Annotated in this window: 19 protein-coding genes and 1 tRNA gene; 10 read left to right on the plus strand and 10 right to left on the minus strand. The window is 46.1% G+C overall.

All coding sequences use genetic code 11. From position 1 onward, the window contains the following. Window positions 1-672: 672 nt before the first annotated feature. Window positions 673-1,785, plus strand: coding sequence for a 2Fe-2S iron-sulfur cluster-binding protein (locus ACYVAA_RS01800; protein WP_460538306.1), 1,113 nt, complete (start codon window positions 673-675; stop codon window positions 1,783-1,785). Between the two features lie 10 nt (window positions 1,786-1,795). Further along, on the plus strand, window positions 1,796-2,275 hold the full coding sequence (locus tag ACYVAA_RS01805) for a hypothetical protein (RefSeq protein ID WP_460538307.1): 480 nt from the start codon (window positions 1,796-1,798) through the stop codon (window positions 2,273-2,275). 50 nt (window positions 2,276-2,325) lie between these two features. Here ACYVAA_RS01805 and ACYVAA_RS01810 read toward each other — a convergent pair whose 3' ends face one another. The 8 genes from ACYVAA_RS01810 to ACYVAA_RS01845 all read right to left on the minus strand — a co-directional run bounded on the left by ACYVAA_RS01810 (window position 2,326) and on the right by ACYVAA_RS01845 (window position 10,345). Continuing rightward, entirely contained in the window at window positions 2,326-3,255 is a 930-nt protein-coding gene (locus tag ACYVAA_RS01810; RefSeq protein ID WP_460538308.1) for a DUF4097 family beta strand repeat-containing protein, read from the minus strand. Between the two features lie 134 nt (window positions 3,256-3,389). Beyond that, a complete protein-coding gene (locus ACYVAA_RS01815; protein ID WP_460538309.1) occupies window positions 3,390-4,412 on the minus strand; it encodes a porin family protein in 1,023 nt (340 codons plus the stop codon). 24 nt (window positions 4,413-4,436) lie between these two features. Then, window positions 4,437-5,201 carry a hypothetical protein gene (locus tag ACYVAA_RS01820; RefSeq protein WP_460538310.1) on the minus strand — a complete coding sequence of 255 codons (765 nt, stop codon included), beginning with the start codon at window positions 5,199-5,201 and terminating at the stop codon, window positions 4,437-4,439. Continuing rightward, window positions 5,194-5,763, minus strand: coding sequence for an RNA polymerase sigma factor (locus ACYVAA_RS01825; RefSeq protein WP_460538311.1), 570 nt, complete (start codon window positions 5,761-5,763; stop codon window positions 5,194-5,196). The genes ACYVAA_RS01820 and ACYVAA_RS01825 overlap by 8 nt, the downstream gene beginning before the upstream one ends. Window positions 5,764-6,036: 273 nt before the next feature. After that, window positions 6,037-6,522: a carboxypeptidase-like regulatory domain-containing protein gene (locus ACYVAA_RS01830; protein WP_460538312.1), complete on the minus strand. Its 486-nt coding sequence runs from the start codon at window positions 6,520-6,522 to the stop codon at window positions 6,037-6,039. Between the two features lie 67 nt (window positions 6,523-6,589). Next, window positions 6,590-7,990 (minus strand): MBL fold metallo-hydrolase RNA specificity domain-containing protein, encoded by a 1,401-nt coding sequence (locus ACYVAA_RS01835; RefSeq protein ID WP_460538314.1) that lies wholly within the window; start codon window positions 7,988-7,990, stop codon window positions 6,590-6,592. A gap of 107 nt (window positions 7,991-8,097) precedes the next feature. Next, window positions 8,098-10,011, minus strand: a complete 1,914-nt coding sequence (locus ACYVAA_RS01840; RefSeq protein ID WP_460538315.1) for a PspC domain-containing protein — start codon at window positions 10,009-10,011, stop codon at window positions 8,098-8,100. Between the two features lie 4 nt (window positions 10,012-10,015). Beyond that, window positions 10,016-10,345 carry a PadR family transcriptional regulator gene (locus ACYVAA_RS01845; protein WP_460538316.1) on the minus strand — a complete coding sequence of 110 codons (330 nt, stop codon included), beginning with the start codon at window positions 10,343-10,345 and terminating at the stop codon, window positions 10,016-10,018. A gap of 443 nt (window positions 10,346-10,788) precedes the next feature. Between ACYVAA_RS01845 and ACYVAA_RS01850 the strand changes: the two genes are divergently transcribed. From ACYVAA_RS01850 to ACYVAA_RS01860, 3 genes are all read left to right on the plus strand, one after another. Next, window positions 10,789-11,877: a putative type IX sorting system protein PorV2 gene (locus ACYVAA_RS01850; protein WP_460538390.1), complete on the plus strand. Its 1,089-nt coding sequence runs from the start codon at window positions 10,789-10,791 to the stop codon at window positions 11,875-11,877. Between the two features lie 9 nt (window positions 11,878-11,886). Further along, window positions 11,887-16,908, plus strand: a complete 5,022-nt coding sequence (gene porU2, locus ACYVAA_RS01855) for a putative type IX secretion system sortase PorU2 (RefSeq protein ID WP_460538318.1) — start codon at window positions 11,887-11,889, stop codon at window positions 16,906-16,908. A 371-nt stretch (window positions 16,909-17,279) separates the two neighbouring features. Then, entirely contained in the window at window positions 17,280-17,954 is a 675-nt protein-coding gene (locus ACYVAA_RS01860; protein ID WP_460538319.1) for a hypothetical protein, read from the plus strand. A 383-nt stretch (window positions 17,955-18,337) separates the two neighbouring features. On the opposite strand, the gene ACYVAA_RS01865 is transcribed toward ACYVAA_RS01860, so the two are convergent. Then, window positions 18,338-18,421 (minus strand) — tRNA-Leu (locus ACYVAA_RS01865). 484 nt (window positions 18,422-18,905) lie between these two features. Then, entirely contained in the window at window positions 18,906-19,679 is a 774-nt protein-coding gene (locus tag ACYVAA_RS01870; RefSeq protein WP_460538320.1) for an SAM hydrolase/SAM-dependent halogenase family protein, read from the minus strand. Window positions 19,680-19,783: 104 nt separating this feature from the next. On the opposite strand from ACYVAA_RS01870, the gene ACYVAA_RS01875 reads away from it, so the two are divergent. The 5 genes from ACYVAA_RS01875 (at window position 19,784) to ACYVAA_RS01895 (ending at window position 24,724) form a co-directional block, all read left to right on the plus strand. Next, entirely contained in the window at window positions 19,784-20,773 is a 990-nt protein-coding gene (locus ACYVAA_RS01875; RefSeq protein ID WP_460538321.1) for a PhoH family protein, read from the plus strand. Further along, entirely contained in the window at window positions 20,742-21,179 is a 438-nt protein-coding gene (locus tag ACYVAA_RS01880; protein WP_460538322.1) for a GNAT family N-acetyltransferase, read from the plus strand. Before ACYVAA_RS01875 ends, ACYVAA_RS01880 begins: the two co-directional genes overlap by 32 nt. Window positions 21,180-21,258: 79 nt before the next feature. Continuing rightward, window positions 21,259-21,795 (plus strand): DUF3575 domain-containing protein, encoded by a 537-nt coding sequence (locus ACYVAA_RS01885; RefSeq protein WP_460538323.1) that lies wholly within the window; start codon window positions 21,259-21,261, stop codon window positions 21,793-21,795. A 133-nt stretch (window positions 21,796-21,928) separates the two neighbouring features. Then, window positions 21,929-23,884, plus strand: a complete 1,956-nt coding sequence (locus ACYVAA_RS01890) for a ComEC/Rec2 family competence protein (RefSeq protein ID WP_460538324.1) — start codon at window positions 21,929-21,931, stop codon at window positions 23,882-23,884. A gap of 63 nt (window positions 23,885-23,947) precedes the next feature. After that, a complete protein-coding gene (locus ACYVAA_RS01895; protein ID WP_460538325.1) occupies window positions 23,948-24,724 on the plus strand; it encodes an enoyl-CoA hydratase/isomerase family protein in 777 nt (258 codons plus the stop codon).

The raw sequence follows: 24,724 nt of genomic DNA on the forward strand, positions 1-24,724 counted from the left end.
AAGACAACAAATTCATGGATAAAATAAGACAATGTCATCCAACTCCTTTATATTCAAGAAAATGTTACTTTCTCGCAGTGACGTTCATAAAACGAACTCTGATAAATGTGGATTTGCTCGAATCCGCAATCATGAATAACCAGAGTCCAAAGGTTAATATTGATTTGATTTTGGGAGATGCATAGCCCATTGATGGGGAGGTCGGGATTGCAAATCCCGACCAGCTTCCCTAAGTAATGACTAACCCGCAACTTTGCCAAAATGGTTTGATAGAAAAAAGATGCCTGCACCGACTCAGGTGGGCTCAATTATTATCCTCCGGCACCTGTGTGCAGGGGCGTAGAGCAGCAGACGGAACAACGAATGCTTGTATAGAAACGGAATTCTGTCATCCAACTCCTTTATGTTTAAGAAAATATTAGTTTCTCGCAGTGACGTTCCCTGTCAATGCGAGGAGGTACGGTGTGGCAGTCTCCGTTTCATGAAAGGAGAATAAAAGGGGCAGCTCTGAAGTTGATTGGGAAATTTTGGCCCTTCCAGAACTAGTTGGGAAGGATCTTTGTATATAAGATGATCCGTTGGGGATTTAAACTCCACGATTGGGGGATTTTAAAAAAAACAGCCTTAATTTTGAGGCTCAATTACATAAGAAGGCAAACATATAGTTTAGGAATGTTATTTAGCTTATTTAAAAAGAATAAAGAAGAGAAGAAGAGAGGAAGCCAGTACCTGTCTCTAAAGGTCAGGGAAGTGGTCAAAGAAACTCCTGATGCCGTCACCATTTATTTTGAGCAGCCGGAGCCTTATCTGGATTACAAGCCAGGGCAATTCCTGACGCTGATTTTGGAGATTGATGGAAAAGAGGAACGTCGTTCCTATAGTCTGAGCACGTCTCCTTATGAAGATCCCCATCCCGGGATCACGGTGAAGCGCATTGAAGGGGGATTGGTCTCCAATTTCCTGAACGAAAAGATCCGTCCCGGAAAAACAGTGGAGGTGATGAAACCTATGGGACATTTTACCTCCGATTTTCATTCCAAAAACAAGAACCACTTTGTGATGATCGCAGGGGGAAGCGGTATTACCCCTATAATAGGGATAAGCAAATCCGTGCTGATCAATGAACCTCATTCAAAAGTGAGCCTGGTATACTGTAACCGTTCTGAAGACCAGATCATTTTCGATCAAAAACTTCAAGAAATGGTAGGGAAGTATGGCGACCGGTTTGAGGTGGTGCATACCCTCAGTCAACCATCTGATGAATGGTCGGGGCTCCAGGGCAGGCTTACCGAGCAAATGCTGGAGAAGATATTGGCCGAGAAGCATTATGCCGATGCTGAAAAGGAACTGTACTATCTCTGCGGTCCTGAAGGCTTGATGAAAGCCAGTGTTGAGGCTTTGCTGAACCTAAATGTTCCCCATGAGAACATCCACCGGGAGAGTTTTCATACCTCTTCTTCTGATGAGGCGGAGAGCGAAGAAAAGAAACTTACCGACGAACAGCCAGCGCTCACACGGGAAGTGGAGATCGAGCTGGAGGGAGAGAGCCACCGTTTTGAAGTTAGCCCTGGGAAAACCATTTTGGAAGCAGGCCTGGATGAGGGACATGATTTGCCCTATAGCTGCCAAAGTGGGCTTTGTACCGCTTGTAGGGGTAAGCTGGTCAGTGGAGAAGTGAAAATGGACCAAGATGCCGGTTTGAGTGAAAACGAAAAGAAAGACGGATATATCCTCTGCTGTGTTTCTCACCCTGTCAGTGGAGATGTGAAAATAGAAATCGGATAAGCAAATGACGATGAAGCAAAAATTTAGGATTCTTGAACGAAATGTGCTGATTTTGATCGCTATTCCTTTGCCTGCGTTTGCTTTTGCCTATCTGTATACGACCAGTAGTAATATGGAGCTTTCGATCCCCCGTTTACCGGAAATGTTCAATTCGGTATTGCTGGGGTTTATTTCAGCCTTATTGCTCGTAAGCTATATTGGTTTCAATAGAGGTATAAAAAGGCTGCGAGATCCTGAAATGCCACTGGAGGTAAAGTTGGCAAGGTACAGTAAACTGACCACGGTGAGGTTTTGGCAGCTCTTTGTATCCGGCTTCCTGTGCGCAATAGGTCTGCTGGGTTATCAAAATCCCGGCTTTACTGTCGCTTATGCGGTGACGTTGACGCTGATATCCCTTGGGAAGCCTACCCCCGACAGGATAATCCGCCTGATGAAGTTAAAAGGGGAGCAAAGGGAAACTGTCAGCGACTTTAACAGAAGAGACGAATAGATACAAAAAGGCTTCGGTGTGCAGTGCTAACCGAAGCCTTTTTTTTGAAATCATAGTTCTTCGATGGAGATCATTCCAGAACCTATTTTACCTTTAATCGTATGGGCTGCCCCATGGTCAATGACCAGGTGATCGGTGGATGACAGGTTACCTACTTTGACAAAGCCACTGCCAGCACTAAAGTCATAATTGAACTGGTCCAGCAGGGTGGTGACTTTGATCTTAAAGGCCCCAGAGGAGCCGTAAAAGGAGCTGTTGGGGCCGATGCCGACATGCTTGGCATTGATAAGCCCGGAGGACAGTTTAAGCTGGCCTAGGCTTGTTACATCCTCAAGGCTGGCACTTCCTGAGCTGATGTTAACATTAAGTTCTCCATCGATATGGCGGGCTTTGAGCTGTCCGCTTCCAGCAACCAAATCAGCGTTGCCTTTGATAGACTCGAGTTCTGCGATGCCACTTCCCATTTGACAGGTGACCTTTCCTTCAATATTTCTTGCGAAGATTTTTCCAGATGATCCCTGAAGTAAAAGGTCGCCTTCGATGTTTTCGATTTCCAGCATTCCGGAATTAGCGCGAAGCTCCGTCAATTCCGATTGGACATTTGCGATAAGCATTTTTCCAGAGGAATTACTGGCTCGTAATTTTATCTCCTTTGGACCGGTAATATGGATGTACTTTTTACTGCTGTGATGATTTTTCCAGTTGCTAAGATGCGGCTGATATGAAATTTTCAAAGTAGAACCAATCGTGACAAAAAACACGTTTTTATCAGATTCTTCGTCATTTCCCATATCCGCAATCACCTCGATAGAAGTTTTGGTTGGGTCACCCTGATAACTTACCTCTATGCTTCCACCTTCAATTTCCAGTTGGGAAATGCCTTCGAAAGTTTTTTCGATTTTTGATTGGGCCAGGGAGATGGCCGATCCCCAAAAGAAAAGAAGGAAACTTATACTCAGCGTACTTATTAATATTTTCATGTCAGTGTTGCTTTACAGTTCATTTTGTTTCTACTAAGCTTGATTCATGCCATGACTTTAAGTCATGGCATGAATTCGTTTGTCTTCAACTTTAGGAACAGTTATTTGCGTTAGGTTTGAGTTAAGCGAAACCACTAGAAGACAATCCCAAAAGTGATGGGGTTTAGCGCAGGGCCTTTGCCTTCTTGGAACAGTTCGTTCAGGTCATAGGAGGTAAAGAAGGTCAATCTGTTCACTCCTACTTCCCCTCTGAGACCATAGCGGAAATTGTTGAGGTAGAGGCCGGTGTTGAGTTTTTCCTTGTGCCTTCCGGAGCCTCCCAGTTCGCGGTAGTTGAACTTGCTTCTTCCGCCAACCCTATAACCCGCGTAGGGCCCAAAGGCCACTTTCAATCCCTTGTCTCCATTGTCATTCATTCTGCCAAAGTCAAGTTTGAACAGGGTCATGACCGTGATATAGGAGGCCGAAATTTTACTTTTAAACCCATCGATATCATTCCGTTGGACAAAGGCGATGGCACCATCGCCCCGGACGGCTTGGTAATCGCGGTTCTCAAACTTGAAGTTGTACCACTGCAGGCCAAGCCCAAAGTCCCAGTAAAAACCCTTTGATAATCGCTGGCTGGCCATCCAGTTGAGGCCTACGTTCCAGCTGCCCCAGCCCTTGACGGCATAGGGGAGGTCAGAGGAAGGAAATTGGCTATCCTGCAGATAGTTGTTGATGCCCAAGTCCACGTTAAAAAATGTCCGAAAAGAAGGTTCTGCTTTTTTGGTCTTTTCCACCCGTACTTTGGTAGAGGAACCGGACTCGTCGACGATAATCTTGATTCTTCCCACGGATACAGCGGTCTCGGTATCTCCTTCCTCTACCCGGACGATTTCCTTACTCTTGCCATCTTTATCCTCTACTTCTACCACCGTGAGTTCACCGGTCTCCTCGTTCAGTTCCAGGTCCAGTTCCCGGATAATCTGGTTGACATCCAGCGCTTTCAGTTTTTCAAAATCTTCCCTGTTATCCACCAGGATAACGATTTTGCCGGAATGTCCATATTCTATGATGATGCTGTCCTTTGGTGTCAGGAGAGGCATGTCCGGCGAGCTTGCAAATACCGTCTGCACAAGCGCCATAAATAGCACGGCCATTACATATCTTTTCATGTTATCTCAAATTTGTAGAATGGTTTATTTCGTTTCTTTTTTGGTGATCAATGCAGTGAAAAGGTTGTTTTTTGCATCCTGCAGCTCTGCATAGCCTTGGTCTACTTTGCCCAGCAGGCTGCCCAGGGTATTGATCTTATCTTCTATCCCTTCCACCAGGTTTTCTTTTTTGGGCTTCTCGCTGATGCCACTTGAGCGGATGCTGATTTTATAAGCGACGGGTTCAGGTGTTTCTAATTCCATTCCTTCGGTGGATATTTCTGCCACCAGCTCACTCATGTCCAGCTCTGGAGTTGCGATGACCGGAATGGCTTTCTCATTTTCCTGGGAGCTGTCAGCAGATAGAACTTCTTCTATCTTTTCTGTTGCTGCTGGTCTGGGCTTAATTACCTGAACACTGTTTTTTTTGCTTGCTTCGTTATTGGCAGCGACTTTTTCCGGATTAGGCGGTTTGGGAATGGACGGTTCATCACCGCCAACATTCACTTCCTGTCTGGCTGTTTTATCTTTAGGCTTGTCCTTGGACATGGGAGCCGTTTGTCTCAGCTCTTCCGCCATTGTAGGGGGCTCATTGGGAATAGGGGAAGGGAAGTTTTGCCAAAGCAGGTAGACCAGTGCCAAAGCAGCCAAGAAAACGGCTGCTATTCTGAGCCAAATGCCTTTGTTGCTGCCTTTTTTGGGTCCCAGCTGACGCTCCAGTTTTTCCCAGGCCAGAGTGCTTGGTTTTTCCTGGTGTTGCTGTAGCTTTTGGCTGAAGAGCTTGTCTATAGTGTGTTTTTCCTTATCCATTGATGCTCCTTTCTTTTAGCTGTAACAGGGTGATTTTTTGCTTCAGCAAGGCACGGGCCCTGCTAAGTTGGGATTTGGAAGTGTTTTCCGAGATTCCCAAAAGGTCTCCGATTTCTGCATGGGAATAACCTTCAATCGCATACAGGTTGAAGACGGTCTTGTAGCCCACTGGAAGTTCCTGGATCATTTCCATCAGTTCGTTGGCCTCCATGTCCGCAGGTTCCTGCCAGGGCAGGCCCGCTTCCAGCTGCTGGTCCAAATGGGTCTCCATGGAAAGCTTTTTGTTCTTTCTCAAGGTCAGCAGGGACTGTGTGACGATGATCCGTTTCATCCAACCTTCAAAACTGCCTTTGCCTTCAAATTGAGGAAGTTTCTCAAATATTCTCATAAAGCCTTCTATCATCACATCCTCTGCCAGGTCGCGGTCTTTGATATAGCGTAGACAGATGGCCAAAAACTTCCCCGCATACTGGTCATAAAGGTGCTTCTGGGCATCGCGATCCCCTTTGAGGCAACCTTTTATAATGTCAGTTTCTTGGGTAAAAGTTTTCCGGATAAACATGATGTTTGGACTTCCTTCGAAATTGCTTGCTGGCCCGCCTAATTGTCATCGATCATTAGTGACGGGGTTCAATGAGGTAGATACAAGTTACGCAAAAAGGGTTGCATGGCTTAGGTAAAAAATTGGAAAAAATCTTCAGGTAGATAGGATAGGACTACGGTGAATGTCCACAGTTGACTGTCCACTATGGACGGTCAACCGTGGACTTAAAAAAAGCTAATAAAAGCAGACCCTATGGAGAGGAGCCCACTAAAAGATAAGAATTTACACCGGCTAATACGCCGCTTTATAATTGATCACTATTTCTGCGCTTGTCCATTCACCGTCTTTGACCTCGATGGGATGGATATAACTGTCCAGGTCATAGACACTGGCAAAATATCCTTCATCTTCTACGGTAAAGAGGGAATATTGGCCTGGAGGCAAGCCGATGATAAAGCTCCCATCATCATCTGTTTCGAATTCAGCGACCATGGGCGTTTCGATCTTGGTGAACAAGGTGCCTCCCATAGTGGCCTGGTTGATATGGGTGCGCTTATAAACTCGGATGGTGCGCTTTACTTTCTCCCTTTCCGGTTTTTTGGGGATTTCAGCCCCACTATCGGTCACTTTGGGCATCAGGTTCCCTTCTATCCAGTAGGCCTGGCCCACAATGCCCTGTGTGTCCACTCGCTGGGCTTTGCAACCCAGGAGAAGTGATCCTGTTAGAAGGGGTACAAAGACAACAACTAGAAGTCTTAGGAGTTTTGAGGTGTTCATGGTTGGTGTAATATTAAGTTCAAATAATAAGCTTGGTCAAAAGATATAGAATCACATTTTATGCCAATTAGATTCCCTGAAAAATTTCAAAGGATTCTAGGTAGTTGGGGACAGCGGTATTCCAGCCAAAGCGTTCGTTCAGTTTTTCAGCAAAAGTTTCTGCAGCGGCTTTTTCGCCGTGGACCACAAAAGTCATCTTTGGTTTTTCTGCCAGGCAGTCTGCCCATCGCAGGAGTTCGTCCTGATCGGCGTGGGCACTTAGCCCGTTGATATAATAAATCGAGGCCTTTACTTCCACATCCAACCCATACATCCGGGAATATTTTTCCCCTTCCAACAATTTTCGGCCACGGGTTCCTTCTGCTTGGTACCCGACAAAAATGATGCTGTCCTGTTCGTTGGGCAGGCGGTTATAGAGGTGGTGCAAAACCCTTCCTCCGGTGGCCATGCCACTGGCGGAGATGATGATGGCATCGCCCCTCAGTCCGTTTAGGGACATGGAAGACTCCTGGCTTTGGTAGTAGTGGAGGTTTTTGTGTGTAAAAGGATTGGCATTATCCTCCTGTAAAGAGGGGCCGAGGCGGTGATAATGGATATGGTCCTTGTACAGCTTGGTGACATCTATGGCCATGGGGCTGTCCACATAAATAGGGATTTGTGGGATTTTACCTTTTTGCTGGAGCTTATAGAGGTAATACAATAGCATTTGCGTCCTTCCTACGGCAAATGCAGGAATGACTGCCACGCCGCCCTTTTGATAGGTTTCATTGATGGTACTTGCCAGAAACTCTTCTGGGCCGTTGCTGTCGTGTTTCCGGTCCCCATAGGTAGATTCAATGAAGAGGATGTCCGCTTTGGGCAAACCAATGGGGGGATTTAAGATGGGGTCATTATACCGGCCGATGTCCCCGGAAAACACCAGGGTTTTGGTCTGATGGTTTCCCCGTACCCGGAGTTTGAGAATGGCTGCTCCAAGAATATGTCCGGCATTATAGGCCGTCAGGGTGGTGGAGTCTGTCAGGGATACTTCCTCGTCAAACTGTATGGGGTGCAGCAAGTCGAACACTTGCTCAGCATCTTCCATGGTATAAAGTGGCTCAGGCTTTTCATGGCTGGAGTAGCCTTTTTTTCTGGCGTATTCAGCTTCTTCCTCCTGGAGTTTCCCCGCATCCAAAAGAAGGATTTTGACCAGGTCCAGGCTGGGCTCAGTCAGGATGATCTGCCCCCGGAAACCTTCTTTGACCAGTTTGGGGAGGTAACCGGAATGGTCAATATGGGCATGGGTGAGCAGCACCATGTCAATTTTGGAAGGGTCAACAGGGAAATTGTCCCAGTTGCGCTTTCTCAGCTCTTTGATCCCTTGGAACAAGCCGCAGTCTACCAGGATTTTGGTAGCATTGATCTCCAACAAAAAGCGAGAGCCTGTTACCGATTGGGCACCACCTAAAAATTTGACCCTTATATCCATATGGTTTATTGTTTAACTGTAAGTTAACCAAAAAGTCCAAAGAAATGAAAAAAAGCAAAGAAGACACCTTCCTTGCTTTTTCAAAATCAAATCAACGCATAATTGTCTTATTTTTTCATGAAAAAACGGTCTTTTGCCATTTCCCTGGACAGACTGTCGGCAGGGCTGTTTTTATGTTCACTCGTGCAGGTAAGACAGAGCAGGCCTTCTTCATTGAAAACCCAGTAATTATCCGAGGTCACATCTTTGAGCTTGTAGCCATTGGTATAGATGGTGCTTCTGATGATCGATAGCAGGGACTTGTCCATTACAAAGGGCCTGTTATAAGGGATATACAGGGTTTGATTCAGGTTTTGCCCCCTGAATTTGGCCATAGAAGAGAATTCCAAGGTACGGTCAAAGGTTAAGGTAGAGTCGTCCAGAGAATAGTGGTACTGGATGGCTTTGGCGTTTTCCTCCGCCTCTTCTATGCTTCGGCCCTGAGATTGGAACTTTTGTGAAAGGGACACGGTGCTGTCCTGTGTCCCTTTCAGGTACACATTTACCAGCCCCAGTTCATCGAAATTCCGCTCTCTTTTGTTGGCGGCAATAACAAGGGTGCTTTCGGGAACCGGAATGATCGTTTCCATCACATAAGTCCCTTCGTCCTTAAATTGGGCAATGGTCCTGGGGATCTGAAAAGCACATACCATGATGCTCAGCAGCCAGACTCCAAAGGTGACCAGTCCAAACCTGGAATCAATCAGGCTGTGTTTGATAAGGACACTGATTCCCAGTAAGGTAATGACTATTCCAGGAATTAGTACCGCCACGCTTGCCGCTATGGCCAGCCACACAGGGAGTAATTCGGATAGCATTTCTATGGGGATATTGTCAATCATGTACCTGAAGCTATCATTGGTAAAGAATTCAAAATAGGCCCCCAGAAAAGCCAGTGGAGTCAGCACGATGATCAAGCCTATAAAGAAAATGATCAGTCCGAACACCACGCGGATCACTTCAAGGATGAACTTTCCGAAGGGGCCCAAGGCCTTTCCCAGCTTATCGATGATTTTGCCGAGAAAGCGAAATGGGGCCAGCCAAGTTTTCCTTTGCTCTGTAGGTTGGGGCACTTCAGGGATTTGGCGGTGCTCGATGATGGTACTTTCAATATTGCTCAAGGTAATTTCTCCCCCCTTCATTTTGATCCGTTCGGTGATGGATTTGGCCAAAGGGGTGATGATCCATAAAATAAGGTAGATCACAAGACCGGCGCCTCCAGCGAACACCAGCCCGATAAAGGCCAGCCGAGCCCAAAGAACCTCTATGCTGAAATATGCTGCTAAGCCGCTGCAGACCCCGCCGATCACCCTGTCATCTGGGTTGCGGTAAAGCTTCTTGATTTTCTTGTCCTCGGGTACCTCATAAGAAACAGGGAGGATGATCCATAGGACGATATAGGCCAATACTGCCCACCAGCCCAAGGAGATGGAGAAATCCCATTCCCAGGGAAAGAAGTCAAAGTTATGAAAGGAAAACCGGCCGCTGAAGAGCAACAATATGGCTACCAGTCTGGTCCAAAGGGGATCAATGGCCAGGTAGTGGGCCAGTCCGGCGCAGACACCGCCGAGGATTTTGCTCCGCTCCAACCGGCTAAGTTTTTTATAGCCTTTGCCTGCTTCCTGATGAGGCGGCGTAATGTATTTGTAGAATTCATTGTCGCTGTCCTCATCGTGAAATGCTGATGGCTCCGCTTCTGTTTTGTTATCCTCTTCTTCCACAGCTTTGAAATCCGCAATGGTTCCCATCTTCTCGATCAGCTTGTCGACATTTTCTGCAGTGATCACCTGCTTGTTGTTCTTCAGGTTGGAAAGGAATATCTCCGCAATGCGGTTTTCGATGTCCTTGATGATTTCCTGGTTGTCTTCGTAATGAGAGAAATGCTTGTTGATCGATTCCAGGTACTTTTTCAGGGTGTCGTAGCCATCTTCTTCGATATGGAAGAGGATGCCGCTGATATTTATACTGATAGTTTTTTTCATGATCTTATCTTTTGGAAGTGATTAATGTGGTGGACTGTACCAAGTCATTCCATGTGGTGTCCAGTTTGGATAGAAATTCACTCCCTTCGGGGGTAATAGAATAGTACTTTCTCGGAGGCCCCGATTCAGATTCTACCCATTTGTAAGATACCAAGGCTGCCGTTTTTAGTCTGTTGAGCAGGGGATAAAGGGTGCCTTCTACCACAATGAGTTTGGCTGCTGTCAGTTCATCGATCATATCAGAGGCATAGACTTCTCCCCGTGATATGATGTGCAAAATGCAGAACTCCAAGATTCCTTTCCGCATTTGTATTTGGGTGTTTGATGCTTTCATCAATTTTGCTATTTATGAAGACGAAATAAGCCGGATGGACTTTCTTATTTTCTGCTTCGGTAGTGGATACTTCCCTTAACCATACCGAAAAATAATACCAAAGTTAAATCAGCTACCTTGCTATACCTATTTCCTTGCTTGGACAATTAGGGGTAAGCCAGGTTTGGGCTTGAAAAGTGCCTTTTTGAGCCTTTGGGCGATGGTTTTGGCTTGTGATAAAGAATGTTCGACGTTTGTAAATAATTTTGAGAATTCTTCAGATTGTCTTTTCGCCAATGTCCAGTGTATATCGAATGAACAGGGTTTGTTCGGTAATGAACAGATAAAGAGTAGTGATAAAAAGGAGAAATTGGCGCAAGGGTGTTCTTTCCTACAGATTTATTTTTTACTTTGCATAGGTGGAAAAAGACAGGAAAAATGGTTTTTGGCAGTTTTACTTTTTACTGCTATTGGTTTTGGTCTACGGCAATGGGATGGCCCAAGGGATAGCCCCCAAATATTCCAATGAATTTATGAATATAGGAGTCGGAGCCAGGGCATTGGGGATGGGAGGAGCACAGGTGGCTGCTGTTCAGGATGTCACTGCTGCCTATTGGAACCCGGCAGCTTTGATAGGGATAGAACATCGCTACGAGTTTTCACTGATGCATGCGGAGTATTTTGCCGGAATTGCAAAATATGATTACGCGGGATTTTCGACCAATATAGAAGAAGATAATCAGATTGCCATTTCCCTTATCCGGTTTGGCGTAGACGACATTCCGGACACCCGTTACCTCTATGATGCTAATGGAGCGATAAATTACGATAATGTACAATTTTTCAACGCAGCGGATTATGCCTTGATGTTATCCTATGCCAGGGATGTCAGTGACGTTTTTAAGGGAGGTATCAATGCAAAGATCATTCACCGCAACGTGGGGAAATTCGCCAAGGCTTGGGGCTTTGGATTTGACGTAGGGGGGATTTTTCTTATGGAGGGCTGGAAAATCGGGATCATGCTCCGGGACATTACCACGACGTTCAATGCCTGGTTTCACGATGCAGAAATGGTAAAGGAAATCTACGCCAAAACCGACAATACTATTCCTCAAAACAGTATTGAGCTTACCTTGCCAAGAAGTATACTGAGCATAGCCAAGGAATTCAGTTTTCAGGATGCGCTTACTTTACAGGCCGTGCTGGACCTGGACATGACTTTTGATGGAACCCGGAATACTTTGCTCAGCACCTCTGTAATGAGTGTGGACCCTCGGGTCGGTCTGGAGCTGGGATATCGGGAACTGGCGTATCTGCGGGGAGGGGTCAGCAATTTTCAATACATAAGAGATTTTGACGGACAAAAATCATTGTCGTACAAGCCGAGTTTCGGTTTGGGTGTATTTCTAAATGATAAGGCACAAATAGATTATGCCCTCTCGGATATTGGCGGCGTGTCTGAGACACCCTATTCCCATGTATTCAGTATAAAAGTGAGCTTGGAGCCTTTAGCTGAGGGTTTTAGGTTTTATAAAGGTTGGGGAGAAAATTAAATTGTTCAAATGAGAAAACTACTTCTCCTATATGTTCTTTTTACGGGCTTTGCATTCCTCTGCCAGGCGCAAAGCGAATGGATTGATTATGGATTGACCTATTATAAAATCCCGACATCGACAGATGGTGTATACCGCCTGAGTTATACCACACTCTCGGCCTCGGGCATGAATATGCAGGCTATTGATCCCCGGGAGATCAAGGTTTTTCACAGGGGCCAGGAGGTAGCGGTTTATGTGCATGGTCAGGACGACGGAAAGTTTGACAGGGGAGATTATGTCGAGTTTGTGGGGGAACGCAATGATGGGGAAGCCGATGAAAAACTCTATCCTGATCCGGACCATATGGCCAATCCCCATTACAATAACCATAGTGATGCCACGGCATATTTTCTTACCGTGACCAAAGGGACCCTTGGTAAAAGAATGCAGCGTAGGGATGTGGACCCTGCAGCCCCAACAGTGACTTCTTACCGGACAGAGCGGCTTCAGGTTTTTGCGGATCAGTATTCGTTGGGTCAAAGTTACCTGTTCAATATTCATTTGGGTATTTACGATAAAGGCCAAGGATGGACAGGACGGGCGGTCACCAGAGGGAACCACAGTGAAATAGGCTTTACCTCACTGGGGACTTTGACGGGAGGCTCCACGGTGGTTTTGGACCTTGGATTGTTGGGCCGTTCTAATGCCCCCCATAAGGTGGAGGTGAGAGTAGGAGCTACAGGGGCTAATTTGAGGTTGCTTCAGACTGTCGATTTCGAGCCCTTTGCTTTTTATCGTTTGGTGGCCAACTTATCCCCATCAGACATTGGCACAGATGGAAGGTTTTTGGTCAGGGTGACACCTGTCAGTACAGAGGGAAGCTCTGATAATGTGTCCATCAGTTATGCCAAGTTGGAATACGATAGGCAGGTGGGAGGTGAGGACTTGGATCAGGAAACCCTGTTGTTTGGACCCGGAGAAAGCAGTCTTTCTTTGCCTTCGGACAACTATATAGGGTATGATGTGAGCGACCTGGCTAATGTGGTGATGTTGGGGCAAAGTAAGGTAGGAAGCACGGTCAAGCTTCCCGTAGGGGTTTCAGGCAGGGAGTCTAAGGTGCTGCTTCAGGCAGCCAACAAGCTCGTAGAGCCCAATGTCCTTCAAAAGGTGAGGTTTCGTGATCTCCTACGTCAACGTGCCAACTACATCATTTTGACCCATCCAAGTTTGCGGGAGCCCACTTCGGTCAATGTCGATCCCGTGGCCGCTTATGCGGCGTACAGGCATTCCCCGGAAGGGGGAGGCTATGATACGTTGATCGTGTCAGCAGAGGAGCTATACAATCAATTTAACTACGGGGAAAAATCCCCCCTTGCCGTGAAAGAGTTTTTGAGGCAGTATTCAGCTCTTCAGCAACCGGAGTATTTGCTGCTGATGGGGCGGGCCTTTGGGATGTACAATTCAACCCGCTCGGGGGGGCAGACTTATTTCTACCGGGATAGACCGGAATTGTTTGAGATTCAGGATTTGGTGCCCACCTATGGTTACCCTTATAATGACAACCGCTTTGCGGTGGGACTTGACCCTGCTTCCCCCTTAGGAAAGGAGATCGCTATCGGCAGGATCCCGGCAAGAACTCCCCAAGAGGTCAACCAGTATTTGGCCAAGGTCAAGGAAAAGGAATTGCTGGGGGCCACCCAAGCTTGGCAAAAGGAGGTGATCCATTTAAGCGGGGGGCTTTCTGCCTTTGAACTGGAGCGTTATTATAATTTTGTCAAAGGTTTCGAAAATATAGCAGAAAACATCTACTATGGAGGGAATGTAACCACTTTCCGAAAGCGCACCAATGCTTCAGTGGAGCTGATCAATATTTCGGATAAGGTGAACGAGGGGGCAAGTATGATTACTTTTTTCGGGCATGCGGCGGTATCCACCACGGATATCGATGTGGGCTTTGTCAGTGTGGATGATTTAGGATACCGTAACAAGGGCAAGTACCCTTTTTTATTGCTCAATGGCTGTGATGCAGGAAATGCATTTGGCGGGGCTTATACTTTTGGGGAGGACTGGGTACTTACTCCTGACAGGGGGGCTTCCAATTTTATGGCCCATGCCAGTGTGGGGGTGGATGTTTACTTAAGGAGGTATTCGGAGTCTTTTTATACAAAGGCCTTCACGGATTCCACTTTGAATTATAAATCCCTGGGAAAGATTAAAATCGAAGCAGAAAAGCTGTTTTATGAACAGTATGGGGAGTCGGTGATGAACCAGGCCCATGCCAATCAAATGGTCATGCTGGGAGATCCTGCCGTGAAACTGTTTCCTGCTCCCAAGGCGGATTACTCGCTGAGCGACAATGAGGTGTTTTTCAGTGATTTTAGTGGGGAAGAGATCAATGCGCTGACCGACTCCATTGATTTGTCTTTTGTGGTTCGGAACCTTGGCAGGGTGGACCTGGATACCATGACGATCAGGGTAGTCCGTGCCCTGCCTGACGGGACGGTGATCAATTATGATGGAGAGCAGCTTGATCCTGTTTTTTACAGAGATACCGTACACTTTGCAGTCCCCAATATAGGGCTGAATTCAGCTGGTGAAAATGTGTTTACCATAACTGTAAATGCGGGTAGGCAGGTTGATGAATTGACTTATGTCAACAATACCGTGGTGGTAAGTGAATTTATAGAATCCAGTGGGACGCAAAACCTCAGTCCGCTCAACTTTGCATTGCATAGTCAGCAGGAGGCGGAGTTTGTAGCCCAGATCCCGGGCAAATCAATCGAGGACAGGGTGGTTGTTTTTCAGTTGGATACTTCACCGGAATTCAGCAGTGCCAAGAGGAAGGAGGCCAGGGTGAACGCCGACAATATTGCCAAGTGGAAGCAAAGCCTTGCAGGGATGATCAGCGGTTCGGATACGGTGACTTTTTATTGGCGTACGCGGTTTTTGGAACAAAAGGAAGGGGAGAGCGGCGATTGGACCAATAGCAGCTTTACCTATATTCCCCGAGGGCCGGAAGGTTGGGTGCAGCGGGAATTTGCCCAGTTGGGGGCAAATCAAGTGAACAATATGGAAATTACCCCTTCCAAAAACCAGTGGAAATACCAAGGGACCTCACTGGATTTGGAGGTGTTTACATTCGGCTCAGAGACCGAGGGGCTGACTTATGGCCAGGTACAGATTTCCTTAAACGGAACGGCCTACAATTTGGATCTCTTTCAGAGACGATGTACCAATGGATCATTTGGCCTGATGGCTTTTGATAAGCGGACACTGGCCCCTTATCTGGTAGTGCCTTTGACCAACTTTGATGTGCTTGACGGTAAAAGCTGCGGTAAAACCCCACAGATCATACAGAATATCCGCAATAGCTGGATCACCGGTGAGGGGCAGACCATGCTGTTGGATTATATCGAAGGGGTGAAAGAAGGGGATTATGTCATCATGTTTTCGGTGGGGCCTGTGACATTTGAGGCTTGGCCGGATGCTGCTTTTTTGAAGATGAAGGAGTTGGGGGCAAATGAGGCCACGCTGCGCAATATGAAGACCGGGGAACCTTATATTCTTTTTGGGAGGAAAGGGATGCGTCCCGGTGAGGCCCAGGAAATCCTTGCAGACAAGGCTTCGGAAATCCCCGCCAATGCGCAGGTAATTAATTTTAATGCCCAGATGAAGGGGTTTTATGATGAGGCCAGTGTGGTCAGTACAAGGGTAGGCCCGGCGTCATCTTGGGAGACCTTTTATAATCGGACCAAGCGCGGGACTTCCTCAGGTACCGAGCAATTTATGTTTGATGTCATTGGTGTGGACCAAAATGGTGGAGAGACCGTATTGTTTGAGGATCTTCGGGAAGGAGAAGTGCCCTTACATGAGGTGAATGCTGAAGCGTACCCTTACCTAAGATTGAGGTATAAGCTGGAAGATTCTGATACCGAAATCCCCGAGCAATTGTTGCGCTGGCAGGTCAATTATACCGGAGTGCCGGAGGGAGTGCTTGTCCTGAAGTCCAAAAAGGATCATTTTGAGTTGCAAGAAGGAGAGGAGGCTACGGTGGAGTTTGAATTTTTAAATATCTCCAATTATGATTTCACGGATTCACTCACGGTCACCTATCGTTTGTTGAATAAGACGTCCAATACGGTAACTACTTCCTCCCTAAAAATACCGGCAGTAAAAGCGGGGGGAAGTCATTCCTTTGAGATCAACTTCAGTTCTATCGGTAAGCCGGGACTCAATTCACTGGATGTATTTGCCAATCCGAGGGAGTTTTTGGAGTATTCCTACAAGAACAACCGATTGGATCTTGCAGATTATTTTGTGGTTGCCAGAGATGATCAAAATCCTGTTTTGGATGTTAACTTTGACGGCGTGTACATTATGGATGGGGATATCGTGTCTCCGAATGTGATGGTGACCGCTTTGCTGAAGGATGAAAATGAGTCTCTCTACAAGAAGGACACTACCGGGATGGAGGTCTACTTGAGACAAAACTGTGAGGGCTGTGAGTTTAAGAAGATTTCCTTTAGCCATCCGGCCCTGAAGTGGTTTGAGGCTTCTGATAGCAATGATTTCAAATTGGAATACCAGCCCGGACCCTTGGAAGACGGTACATATACCTTAAAAATAAATGCTGCTGATGCCTCTGGAAACAAGGCGGGAGAGAAGCCCTACGAGGTGACTTTTGAGGTGGTCAATGAGTCCAGCATTACCCATTTTTATCCTTATCCCAATCCTTTTAGTACAAGTGTGCGATTTGTATTTACGGTGACAGGGCTAGAACCGCCGGATCAGATCAAGGTGCAGATCATGACCGTAACGGGTAAGGTCGTCCGGGAAATTCTTCAGGAAGAGCTGGGGCCTATCAAAATCGGTCACAATATCTCGGAGTACGCCTGGGATGGGAAAGACGAATTCGGTGATCAACTGGCAAACGGCGTGTACATTTACCGGGTGCTGGTGCGAAAAGACGGGCAGTTTATAGAGCACCGGGCCACTTCAGGGGATAAGGCCTTTAAGAAGGGCTACGGGAAGATGTATCTTTTGAGGTGAGGATTGGGGATTGGAGGGTTGTAATATTGGGAGATTGTAAGGTTGGAAAATTGTAAGATTGGGGCCGAGGCAGAGGAATGGATTCGAAAGGGGGCATTGTTCAGGTGGTATGAAGAAGAACAGATGCCAGGGACCATAAGATCAGAAGTAGATATCCGCAAATAAATCGGGATGAACGCCAATAAAAAAGGCTCTATATGATTTAGTATGGCTAAACCCGCTAAAACATCCAATTGCAGTTCTCTTCTGTGTGGTTTATTGGAGGAGTAGATAGTTAGATATTCCAAGCCTGATTAAGTGCGATTTTTAAAAGGGGCTGGTATGTAGAGTTATAGCAAGGTGAAAATGCTTAAATTTAAGGAAAAAGCATCATGGGAGAACTGCCGGGCTATATAAGCATTGTTTTCGAGTTGGTTGTCTTTGGCACCGTAGCTTGGCTTTATGCTGCTGTTAAGTCCCGGCTTTTTCTGGTCATGGCGGTGGTATGGATAGTGTTGCAGTCATTGATCGCCCAATCAGGATTTTATCAATACACTGAAGCCGTTCCGCCAAGGTTGATGCTTTTTGGTGTCTTTCCTACCTTGCTATTGATCGCTTTCGTCTTTGGAACCGCAAAAGGGAAAGCCTTGATTGATCAGATTGACCTGAAAACCCTTACCTATTTTCATTTTATCAGGGTGCCTGTGGAAATCATCTTGTTCCTGCTTTTCCGGGAGGGGGAAATTCCTGTGAATATGACTTTTGAAGGGAGCAATTTTGATCTATTCTCTGGAATTTCAGCTCCTATAGTGGCTTACTTGGCCTTTAGGGGAGACCAGGTCAACAGGCGATTGTTGTTGGGCTGGAATATTGTGGGTCTTTTGTTGCTGTTCAATGTGGTCATTACCGCTATATTGGCCCTGCCCAGCCCTTTTCAGCAGCTCGCCTTTGACCAGCCCAATAGGGCGGTGATGTATTTTCCTTTTAACCTGTTGCCTGCCCTGGTGGTTCCAGCAGTTTTGTTCGGGCATTTAGTGGCATTTAGGAGGCTGGGGAAAATGAAGTAGGACTTAACTTATCCTTCAAAAAAAAAATCTTGCTTCTATTAAACAGGCAGAGATTTGGGGAATGAAAAAAACGGTTGTGGTTACTTTAACAATTGTTTATTGTCCTTTGTTTTTTTGAACACGGATGGATAAAGATAAACACAGATTTGGTTATAAATTTATTATACCTCTGTGTGCATGCTTTTTGCCTGGCTGACCGGCGAGGCAGGTCTGTGGTTTAAACAAACCTTATTCTGATAGGGAAAGATAAAATTTAGGTTGATTTATCAGTCTCCCCGGAAAATTTGCTTGGTACGTACTTAGGAGATGAACTTTGGTTGGCACAGATAGAGATGGGGTCAATAAATAGGGCAAAAAAAAGGCTCTCAAAAAGAGAGCCTGTGTACCCAGGGCCGGAGTCGAACCGGCACGAGTGTTACCTCATTGGTGTTTGAGACCAACGCGTCTACCAATTCCGCCACCTGGGCTTGATGACAAGGTAGTTTTACCATTGTTTTCAAAACTTTCGAAGATTTCTTCTCTTGTTTTGTTTCCGTTCCTTCCTGAACGGGATGCAAATATGGATAAAGATTTTATTCTATGCAATAGCTTTGGATGACTTATTTTGATTTTTTTTCATCCTTCTCACAGGAGTTTTTATTATTGGGTGATTAATCTACTCTTTAGCAAATACTTAGTGTTTTTGTCCGGTGAATTTGGCTTGGAAACTTTTTTCTCCAAGCTGGCGAAGGTGTTGCTTGTTTGTGCCTGTTGCTTGTCTAATTGTTGAGCCGCCCAGCGGATGATGGGGTATGCTCTTACGGGTAATTGCATGCCCGAACTGGATTGCAATTCGAAGGTTCAATAACCCAATAACTCAATAACCTAATAACTCAATAACCATATAACCAAATACCCTCCTTCCATCCAAAGCTGGCTAAACTTTGCCTTGTCTGCTTGGTCACAACTTGGTTACTCTACCTCAAAGTTGATCATCACCGGACTGTCGTATTTCAGCCCAAGCAGGTCTGCTCCATGGCCATGGTTTATGCCGATTTCCAGCAGGTCCAGACTGTTAAAGAAAGCAAAGCAATCCCCTGGCTCAACATTGTCATAAGCATGGTTGATCTCATGGAGTATTTCCCTGCTAAACTCGATGGTGAATTTGCCAGGGTTAAGTTTATTGAAGATGTCCTTGGGGATATTGGTGATCAGGTTGCCGTAATTGTCCACCCGAAGGACGTGGCCCACGATCTGTTTTTTGGTGGCCTTGATCTGTCGTGGCATCATTTTGCGGATGTTTTGCAAAGGGCCTCCGAAGTCATGGATGGCCGCACCGCTGGCCACTTTGGCCGCAATCGGTGCGAGAATATCTTTGGCGGGAAAAGCGCTGTCCTTGATGTGGATGTCCGCGAATTTGACCACTATGCCAGGGTCGTAGTCTGCGAGCATACTGAGGACCCCATTGTTTGGTCCAATAAAAATATGCTCTTCCAGCTTGATGCCGATAAATCCATCGGTCATGCCGCTGGTGCCATTTATGGCTACCAGATGAACGGTGCCTTTGGGGAAGTCTTTGTAAACTGACCTCAGGACAAAAGCGGCATGGGCAATATCATAGGTTTCTATTTTATGGGTGATGTCAATGATGTTCAGCTGAGGGTTGATGGATAACATCTTGGCTTTTACGGCAGGTACATAATAATCACAATCTCCAAAATCAGATAGGAATGTTACTAAGGCCATGGAACGAAGTCAGTTAAAATTTTGTACTTTTGTAAGTATAAACAAAAATAGAAATTTTATTCTGGTATAGAATAATCTGATAAAGCTAAATACAAAATAACGGATTGGTAGAAAAAGTCATCACTTTAGAAAATATTCCGCTGTTGGATTTTCTCGGTACTGAAAATGAGAACATTCGCCAAATAGCAGCGGCCTTCCCCAAGAGTAAAATTGTTTCACGAGGGAATGAAATCCGAATACAGGGCCGCGCCCCCGAAATCATCCGGATAAATGATGTGCTGAACATGCTTTTGCAGCATTTTAACAGGTTTGGCCAAGTTACTCCCGAAAACGTCAAAGAGTATATCGACCTGGAAGGAGTGCCTTTTGAGGAAAATCCCCAAAATGATGTCATTGTATTTGGCAACAAAGGGCTGGTCATCAAGCCTAAGTCCACCAATCAAAGGAAGTTGGTGGAGGCTGCTTACAAAAATGACCTTGTTTTTGCCCTTGGGCCTGCCGGAACCGGCAAAACCTATATCGCGGTAGCACTGGCGGTAAGGGCCTTGAAGAACCGTGAGGTCAAAAGGATTATCATCACCCGGCCTGCGGTGGAAGCGGGAGAAAACCTGGGTTTTTTGCCCGGTGACCTGCAGGAGAAGCTCGATCCCTACCTAAGGCCTATTTATGATGCGTTGGGCGATATGGTGCCCGCAGAAAAGCTGAAATTCTACCAGGAAAACAGGGTGATTGAAATCGCACCTTTGGCCTATATGAGGGGACGGACCCTGCACGATGCTTTTGTCCTGTTGGATGAGGCGCAAAATACTACCCGTGAGCAGATAAAGATGTTCCTGACCCGTATGGGCCCCAATAGTAAGGTGATCATTACCGGAGACCAGACGCAGGTGGATTTGCCAAGCAAGCAGAAGTCCGGCTTACGGGAAGCCCTTAGGGTTCTCAAAGACGTGAAAGGTATAGGTACGGTACAGCTGGGGGGCAAGGATGTGATCCGCCATAAACTGGTGAAGTCCATCATCGAAGCCTATGAGCAGGACGATAAGGAAAAAGAAAAACTGAGAGATGAACATAACCGTCCAAAAGGCCCGCACTGAAGAAGAGCTTAAAGAGGCCTTCGAAATCAGAAGAGAAGTCTTTGTCAGGGAGCAGCGCGTGTCCCCGGAAGATGAATATGATGAGTTCGAGGAGGATTCAACCCATTTTCTGGCCATGCTGGAAGGAAAGGCTGCAGGTACTGCCCGCTGGAGATTCACTGAAAAAGGAATCAAACTGGAGCGTTTTGCGGTGCTAAGGGCTGCCAGAGGAAAAGGGGTGGGGCAGGCACTGGTGGCTGCAGCTTTAAGGGATGTCCAAGAACACCCGGAAGCAAAGGGGAGACTGATCTACATGCATGCCCAGCTTAGCGCTGTTCCGCTTTATGAGAAATTCGGCTTTTTGAAAGTAGGGGATATTTTTACGGAATGTGATATCGAACATTATCAAATGGAGCGATATTTGTAAACAATTTTCTGTAATTCTTATTTAATTTAATATAGACAAGATTTTGTGGTTCAAATCTTTTAATTTATCCATTATTATTATGAAAAAGTTAGCGGTTGTAGCACTGTTTTTAGGGTTGATAACGCAAGGTTATGCCCAGTCAGCTGGTGATCACAACAAAAATGAAATCAAACTCAACATCCTAAACACGATTATGATAGGCTCTGTGGAAGTGGGTTATGAGTATTTTATCGACCGAGACCAATCCATCGGCATAGAGTATCTGATCAACGACCGTTTTGGCTATCATTCGCAAGGAGAGGGAAAAGAATTCAATACCAATAGCTTATTGGTTTCTTATAATTTCTATTTCCTCGATGATTACCAAACCGGAAGCCCTTATGTTTATCCGTTTTTCAAGTACCGTTTTGGAGAACTGGTTGAAGCTGAAGATCCTTTCGTAACGGACATGAACAGTGCGATCATTGGTATCGGAGCGGGTTATAAGTGGGTTCAGCGGGACAAATTCGCCATTGCCCCCTATATAAATATCGCAAGGGGATTTAGTGAAGAAGTGTCTGACCGATTTACCGGAGTGGAAGTGAATGCCGGTGTAAGCATAGGTTACCGCTTTTAAGGTAGCATTTATTGAATAAATTTCGAGAGGCTGTCTCATAAGTAGAAAATACATTATGATGAGACAGCCTTTTTTTCTGTTTGTCTCTTTTACGGATATTTTTTAACTTCCTAAGTACAATTTTTTTTAAGGGATGAAATTCAATGATTATCCATTTTTAAGGTATGTTCTGTTTTTTGTTTCAGGCATCTTGCTTCACCCCTTGGTCGAGGGGGGCAATAGTTTTGTCTTGGCCATGCTCATCGGGGTATCATTGGCGGTCTATTTGTTTATATTGCTTTTAGCGGGACAGAAAAGAGTATTTGGGCCGAAGTGGTGTTTCCCTGCTCTGGCTTACCCCCTTTTGATTTTGACGGGTTGGTTCTTGGCTGATCAAGAAGATGCCCAAAGTAAGGATAATCATTTGATGAAGGTAGGGAATATTCAAGGATACTTAGGGGTGGTGTTGGAGGCTGATACTCAGAAAGCCAATAGTGTGGCCAATAAAGTGGCTGTGAAATGGGTGAAAACAGCTAAGGGAGAGGTAGCGGCAACAGGTGAAGTCATCATTTATCATCGGCTGGACAGCGCCCTGCAGGTGGGAGAGTTGCTTTGGATTAAGGGGGCTCCAAAGGAAGTGGATCCTCCCAAGAACCCTGGAGAATTTGACTACCACCGTTATTTGGCGAATAAACAGATTTATTATACTCATTTTGTAGGAGAGGAAGTACTGAGGTTGGGGAGCTCTTCCTCTTTTTTGCCAAACCGCGTAGTCTATCGGGCGCGGGGAAAGATAAGCCGTTCTTTGGAGAAGTATGTGGCTGATGCTGCTGCCCGACAAGTGGCCAGCGCCCTTATTATTGGAGAAAAACAGGGGCTTGAAGAGCAGGTGAGCGAGGCTTATGTCCAGGCTGGTACCATGCATATCCTCGCAGTTTCAGGCTTGCATGTAGGCATGATTTACGGTTTTTTCTTTCTCTTTTTTAAGCCCTACCAGCTGACAGTAAGGAAGAGGATTGCCTATTTATCCGTTGTTGTATTATTGATATGGTGCTATGCCGCAATTACCGGCCTTTCTCCATCGGTAATGCGTGCAGCCACCATGTTTACCATCTTATCTCTGGCGCAAATGAAGTCCAGGGCACCTTCTATCCTCAATTCACTGGCCTTGTCGGCCATGGTGCTGATGGCCTTCAATCCTTTTATCATTTACGAGGTAGGGTTTCAGCTTTCCTATGCAGCGGTGTTGGGAATTGTATTGCTGCAGCCTTGGGTAGCCGCTTTATGGTTGCCCAAAAACAGGTTGCTCTGGTATTTTTGGGAAATAAGTTCGGTCAGCATTGCCGCGCAATTGGCGACCTTTCCGATCACTGCTTACTATTTTCATGTATTTCCCAATTATGGCCTCTTGGCCAATCTTGTGGCAATTCCAGGGGCTTTCTTGGTCATGGCAATAGGGCTTCCCTATATGGTTTTTGCCGTATTGGGGGTATTCGAACAGCCTATGGCTTGGGCATTGGAAAAAGTGGTAATGGGGCTGAATTATGTCATTTTTAAATTTCAGGAATTGCCCTTTGCCCAAACAGAAGGGATTTATATTGGCTTTTTGGGGATGCTTGTTTTTTGGACGGGGCTGGCCTGTTTGTATCAGCTGTCCAAGGAAAAAAAGAAAAGCTATGCCTATGCCTTTTGTGGTTTGGTCCTGCTATTTGGCGTGTACCGTGTGATAGAGGATGTGATGGACAAAAAGAAAAAAGTAGTGTACATCTATGCACTGAAAAAGGGCTTTGCGGTGGATTGTCTTTACCAGGGGGCATTGTATACCTATTCCGCCAATGTGGGCTCTGGGGACTTGGAGTTCCGAGTACAGCCCCATCAGAAGGCCCTGGGCTCGAACGGTTCTTTTTTTATGGTCGGAGAAAGATTGGGGGACGGGAATCGGATTTTTTTGCCCAACGGGGATGTGCTGAGACTAGAAAAGGGGAGGTGGGATTTTTCCCAACTTAACCAAAAGGAAGTGGCCTTGTTTGAAAAAGGGAGATGGAAAAAGCACGGGGACATTGCCTCTCTTTCTTCCATTGATCAGGCTGTAAGGATAATTTTACCGTGAGAGAAGTTATTTTTGGAAGAAAAGTTTACTCCTCCTATCTTCATCTATTAAAGCCTAAGAGTTATGGGAAATCATGTCAAGATAGCATTTAAGGATAAGCTGGCCATCATTACCTTGAACAGGCCAGAAAAGCGGAACGCCCTAAATGCAGCCATGATCGATGGACTGCAAGATGCCTTGGATAAGGTGGAGGGCGAAAAAAAGGCGAAGGTGGTGATCTTAAAGGCTGAAGGCAAAGTGTTCTGCTCTGGTGCTGACCTTGCTGATATCCGAAAGATGCAGGAAAATAGCTATGAAGAAAACCTGGAAGACAGTCAAAAGCTGAAGGCATTGTTCCAGCGGATCTATACTTTCCCAAAAGTGGTCATCGCCCAGGTTCAGGGACATGCCTTGGCTGGGGGCTGCGGCCTGGTTTCTGTCTGTGATTTTGCCTATACTGTTCCGGAAGCCAAGCTAGGATATACCGAGGTAAGGATAGGCTTTGTCCCTGCAATGGTGCTGGTATTCTTGATCCGAAAAATAGGAGAAGGGAAGGCCAAGGCGATGTTGCTGGGGGGAGAATTGATCGCAGGAGATCAGGCTGCCAAAGTTGGTTTGGTAAACGGCGTGTTTGAAGCGGGGGAATTGGAGAAGCGTGTGCTTTCTGTGGCAGAAGGGCTGGTCCTTCAAAATTCGGGGCAGTCCATGGCACTCACCAAGCAAATGATTGCAAAGGTGCAGGGAATGCCTTTGGAGGAGGCCTTGGATTATGCCGCGGAAATGAATGCCCGGGCCCGGGAAAGTGAAGATTGCAAGAAAGGTATTGCGGCATTTTTAGAGAAAAAGTCAATCGATTGGTAA

This window comes from Echinicola sediminis, assembly GCF_054777495.1.

Coding starts and splice junctions, on each gene's coding strand:
- ACYVAA_RS01800 (WP_460538306.1), top strand. CDS start 673: ATGTTATTTAGCTTATTTAAAAAGAATAAAGAAGAGAAGAAGAGAGGA.
- ACYVAA_RS01805 (WP_460538307.1), top strand. CDS start 1,796: ATGAAGCAAAAATTTAGGATTCTTGAACGAAATGTGCTGATTTTGATC.
- ACYVAA_RS01810 (WP_460538308.1), bottom strand. CDS start 3,255: ATGAAAATATTAATAAGTACGCTGAGTATAAGTTTCCTTCTTTTCTTT.
- ACYVAA_RS01815 (WP_460538309.1), bottom strand. CDS start 4,412: ATGAAAAGATATGTAATGGCCGTGCTATTTATGGCGCTTGTGCAGACG.
- ACYVAA_RS01820 (WP_460538310.1), bottom strand. CDS start 5,201: ATGGATAAGGAAAAACACACTATAGACAAGCTCTTCAGCCAAAAGCTA.
- ACYVAA_RS01825 (WP_460538311.1), bottom strand. CDS start 5,763: ATGTTTATCCGGAAAACTTTTACCCAAGAAACTGACATTATAAAAGGT.
- ACYVAA_RS01830 (WP_460538312.1), bottom strand. CDS start 6,522: ATGAACACCTCAAAACTCCTAAGACTTCTAGTTGTTGTCTTTGTACCC.
- ACYVAA_RS01835 (WP_460538314.1), bottom strand. CDS start 7,990: ATGGATATAAGGGTCAAATTTTTAGGTGGTGCCCAATCGGTAACAGGC.
- ACYVAA_RS01840 (WP_460538315.1), bottom strand. CDS start 10,011: ATGAAAAAAACTATCAGTATAAATATCAGCGGCATCCTCTTCCATATC.
- ACYVAA_RS01845 (WP_460538316.1), bottom strand. CDS start 10,345: ATGAAAGCATCAAACACCCAAATACAAATGCGGAAAGGAATCTTGGAG.
- porU2 (WP_460538318.1), top strand. CDS start 11,887: ATGAGAAAACTACTTCTCCTATATGTTCTTTTTACGGGCTTTGCATTC.
- ACYVAA_RS01860 (WP_460538319.1), top strand. CDS start 17,280: ATGGGAGAACTGCCGGGCTATATAAGCATTGTTTTCGAGTTGGTTGTC.
- ACYVAA_RS01870 (WP_460538320.1), bottom strand. CDS start 19,679: ATGGCCTTAGTAACATTCCTATCTGATTTTGGAGATTGTGATTATTAT.
- ACYVAA_RS01880 (WP_460538322.1), top strand. CDS start 20,742: ATGAACATAACCGTCCAAAAGGCCCGCACTGAAGAAGAGCTTAAAGAG.
- ACYVAA_RS01885 (WP_460538323.1), top strand. CDS start 21,259: ATGAAAAAGTTAGCGGTTGTAGCACTGTTTTTAGGGTTGATAACGCAA.
- ACYVAA_RS01890 (WP_460538324.1), top strand. CDS start 21,929: ATGAAATTCAATGATTATCCATTTTTAAGGTATGTTCTGTTTTTTGTT.
- ACYVAA_RS01895 (WP_460538325.1), top strand. CDS start 23,948: ATGGGAAATCATGTCAAGATAGCATTTAAGGATAAGCTGGCCATCATT.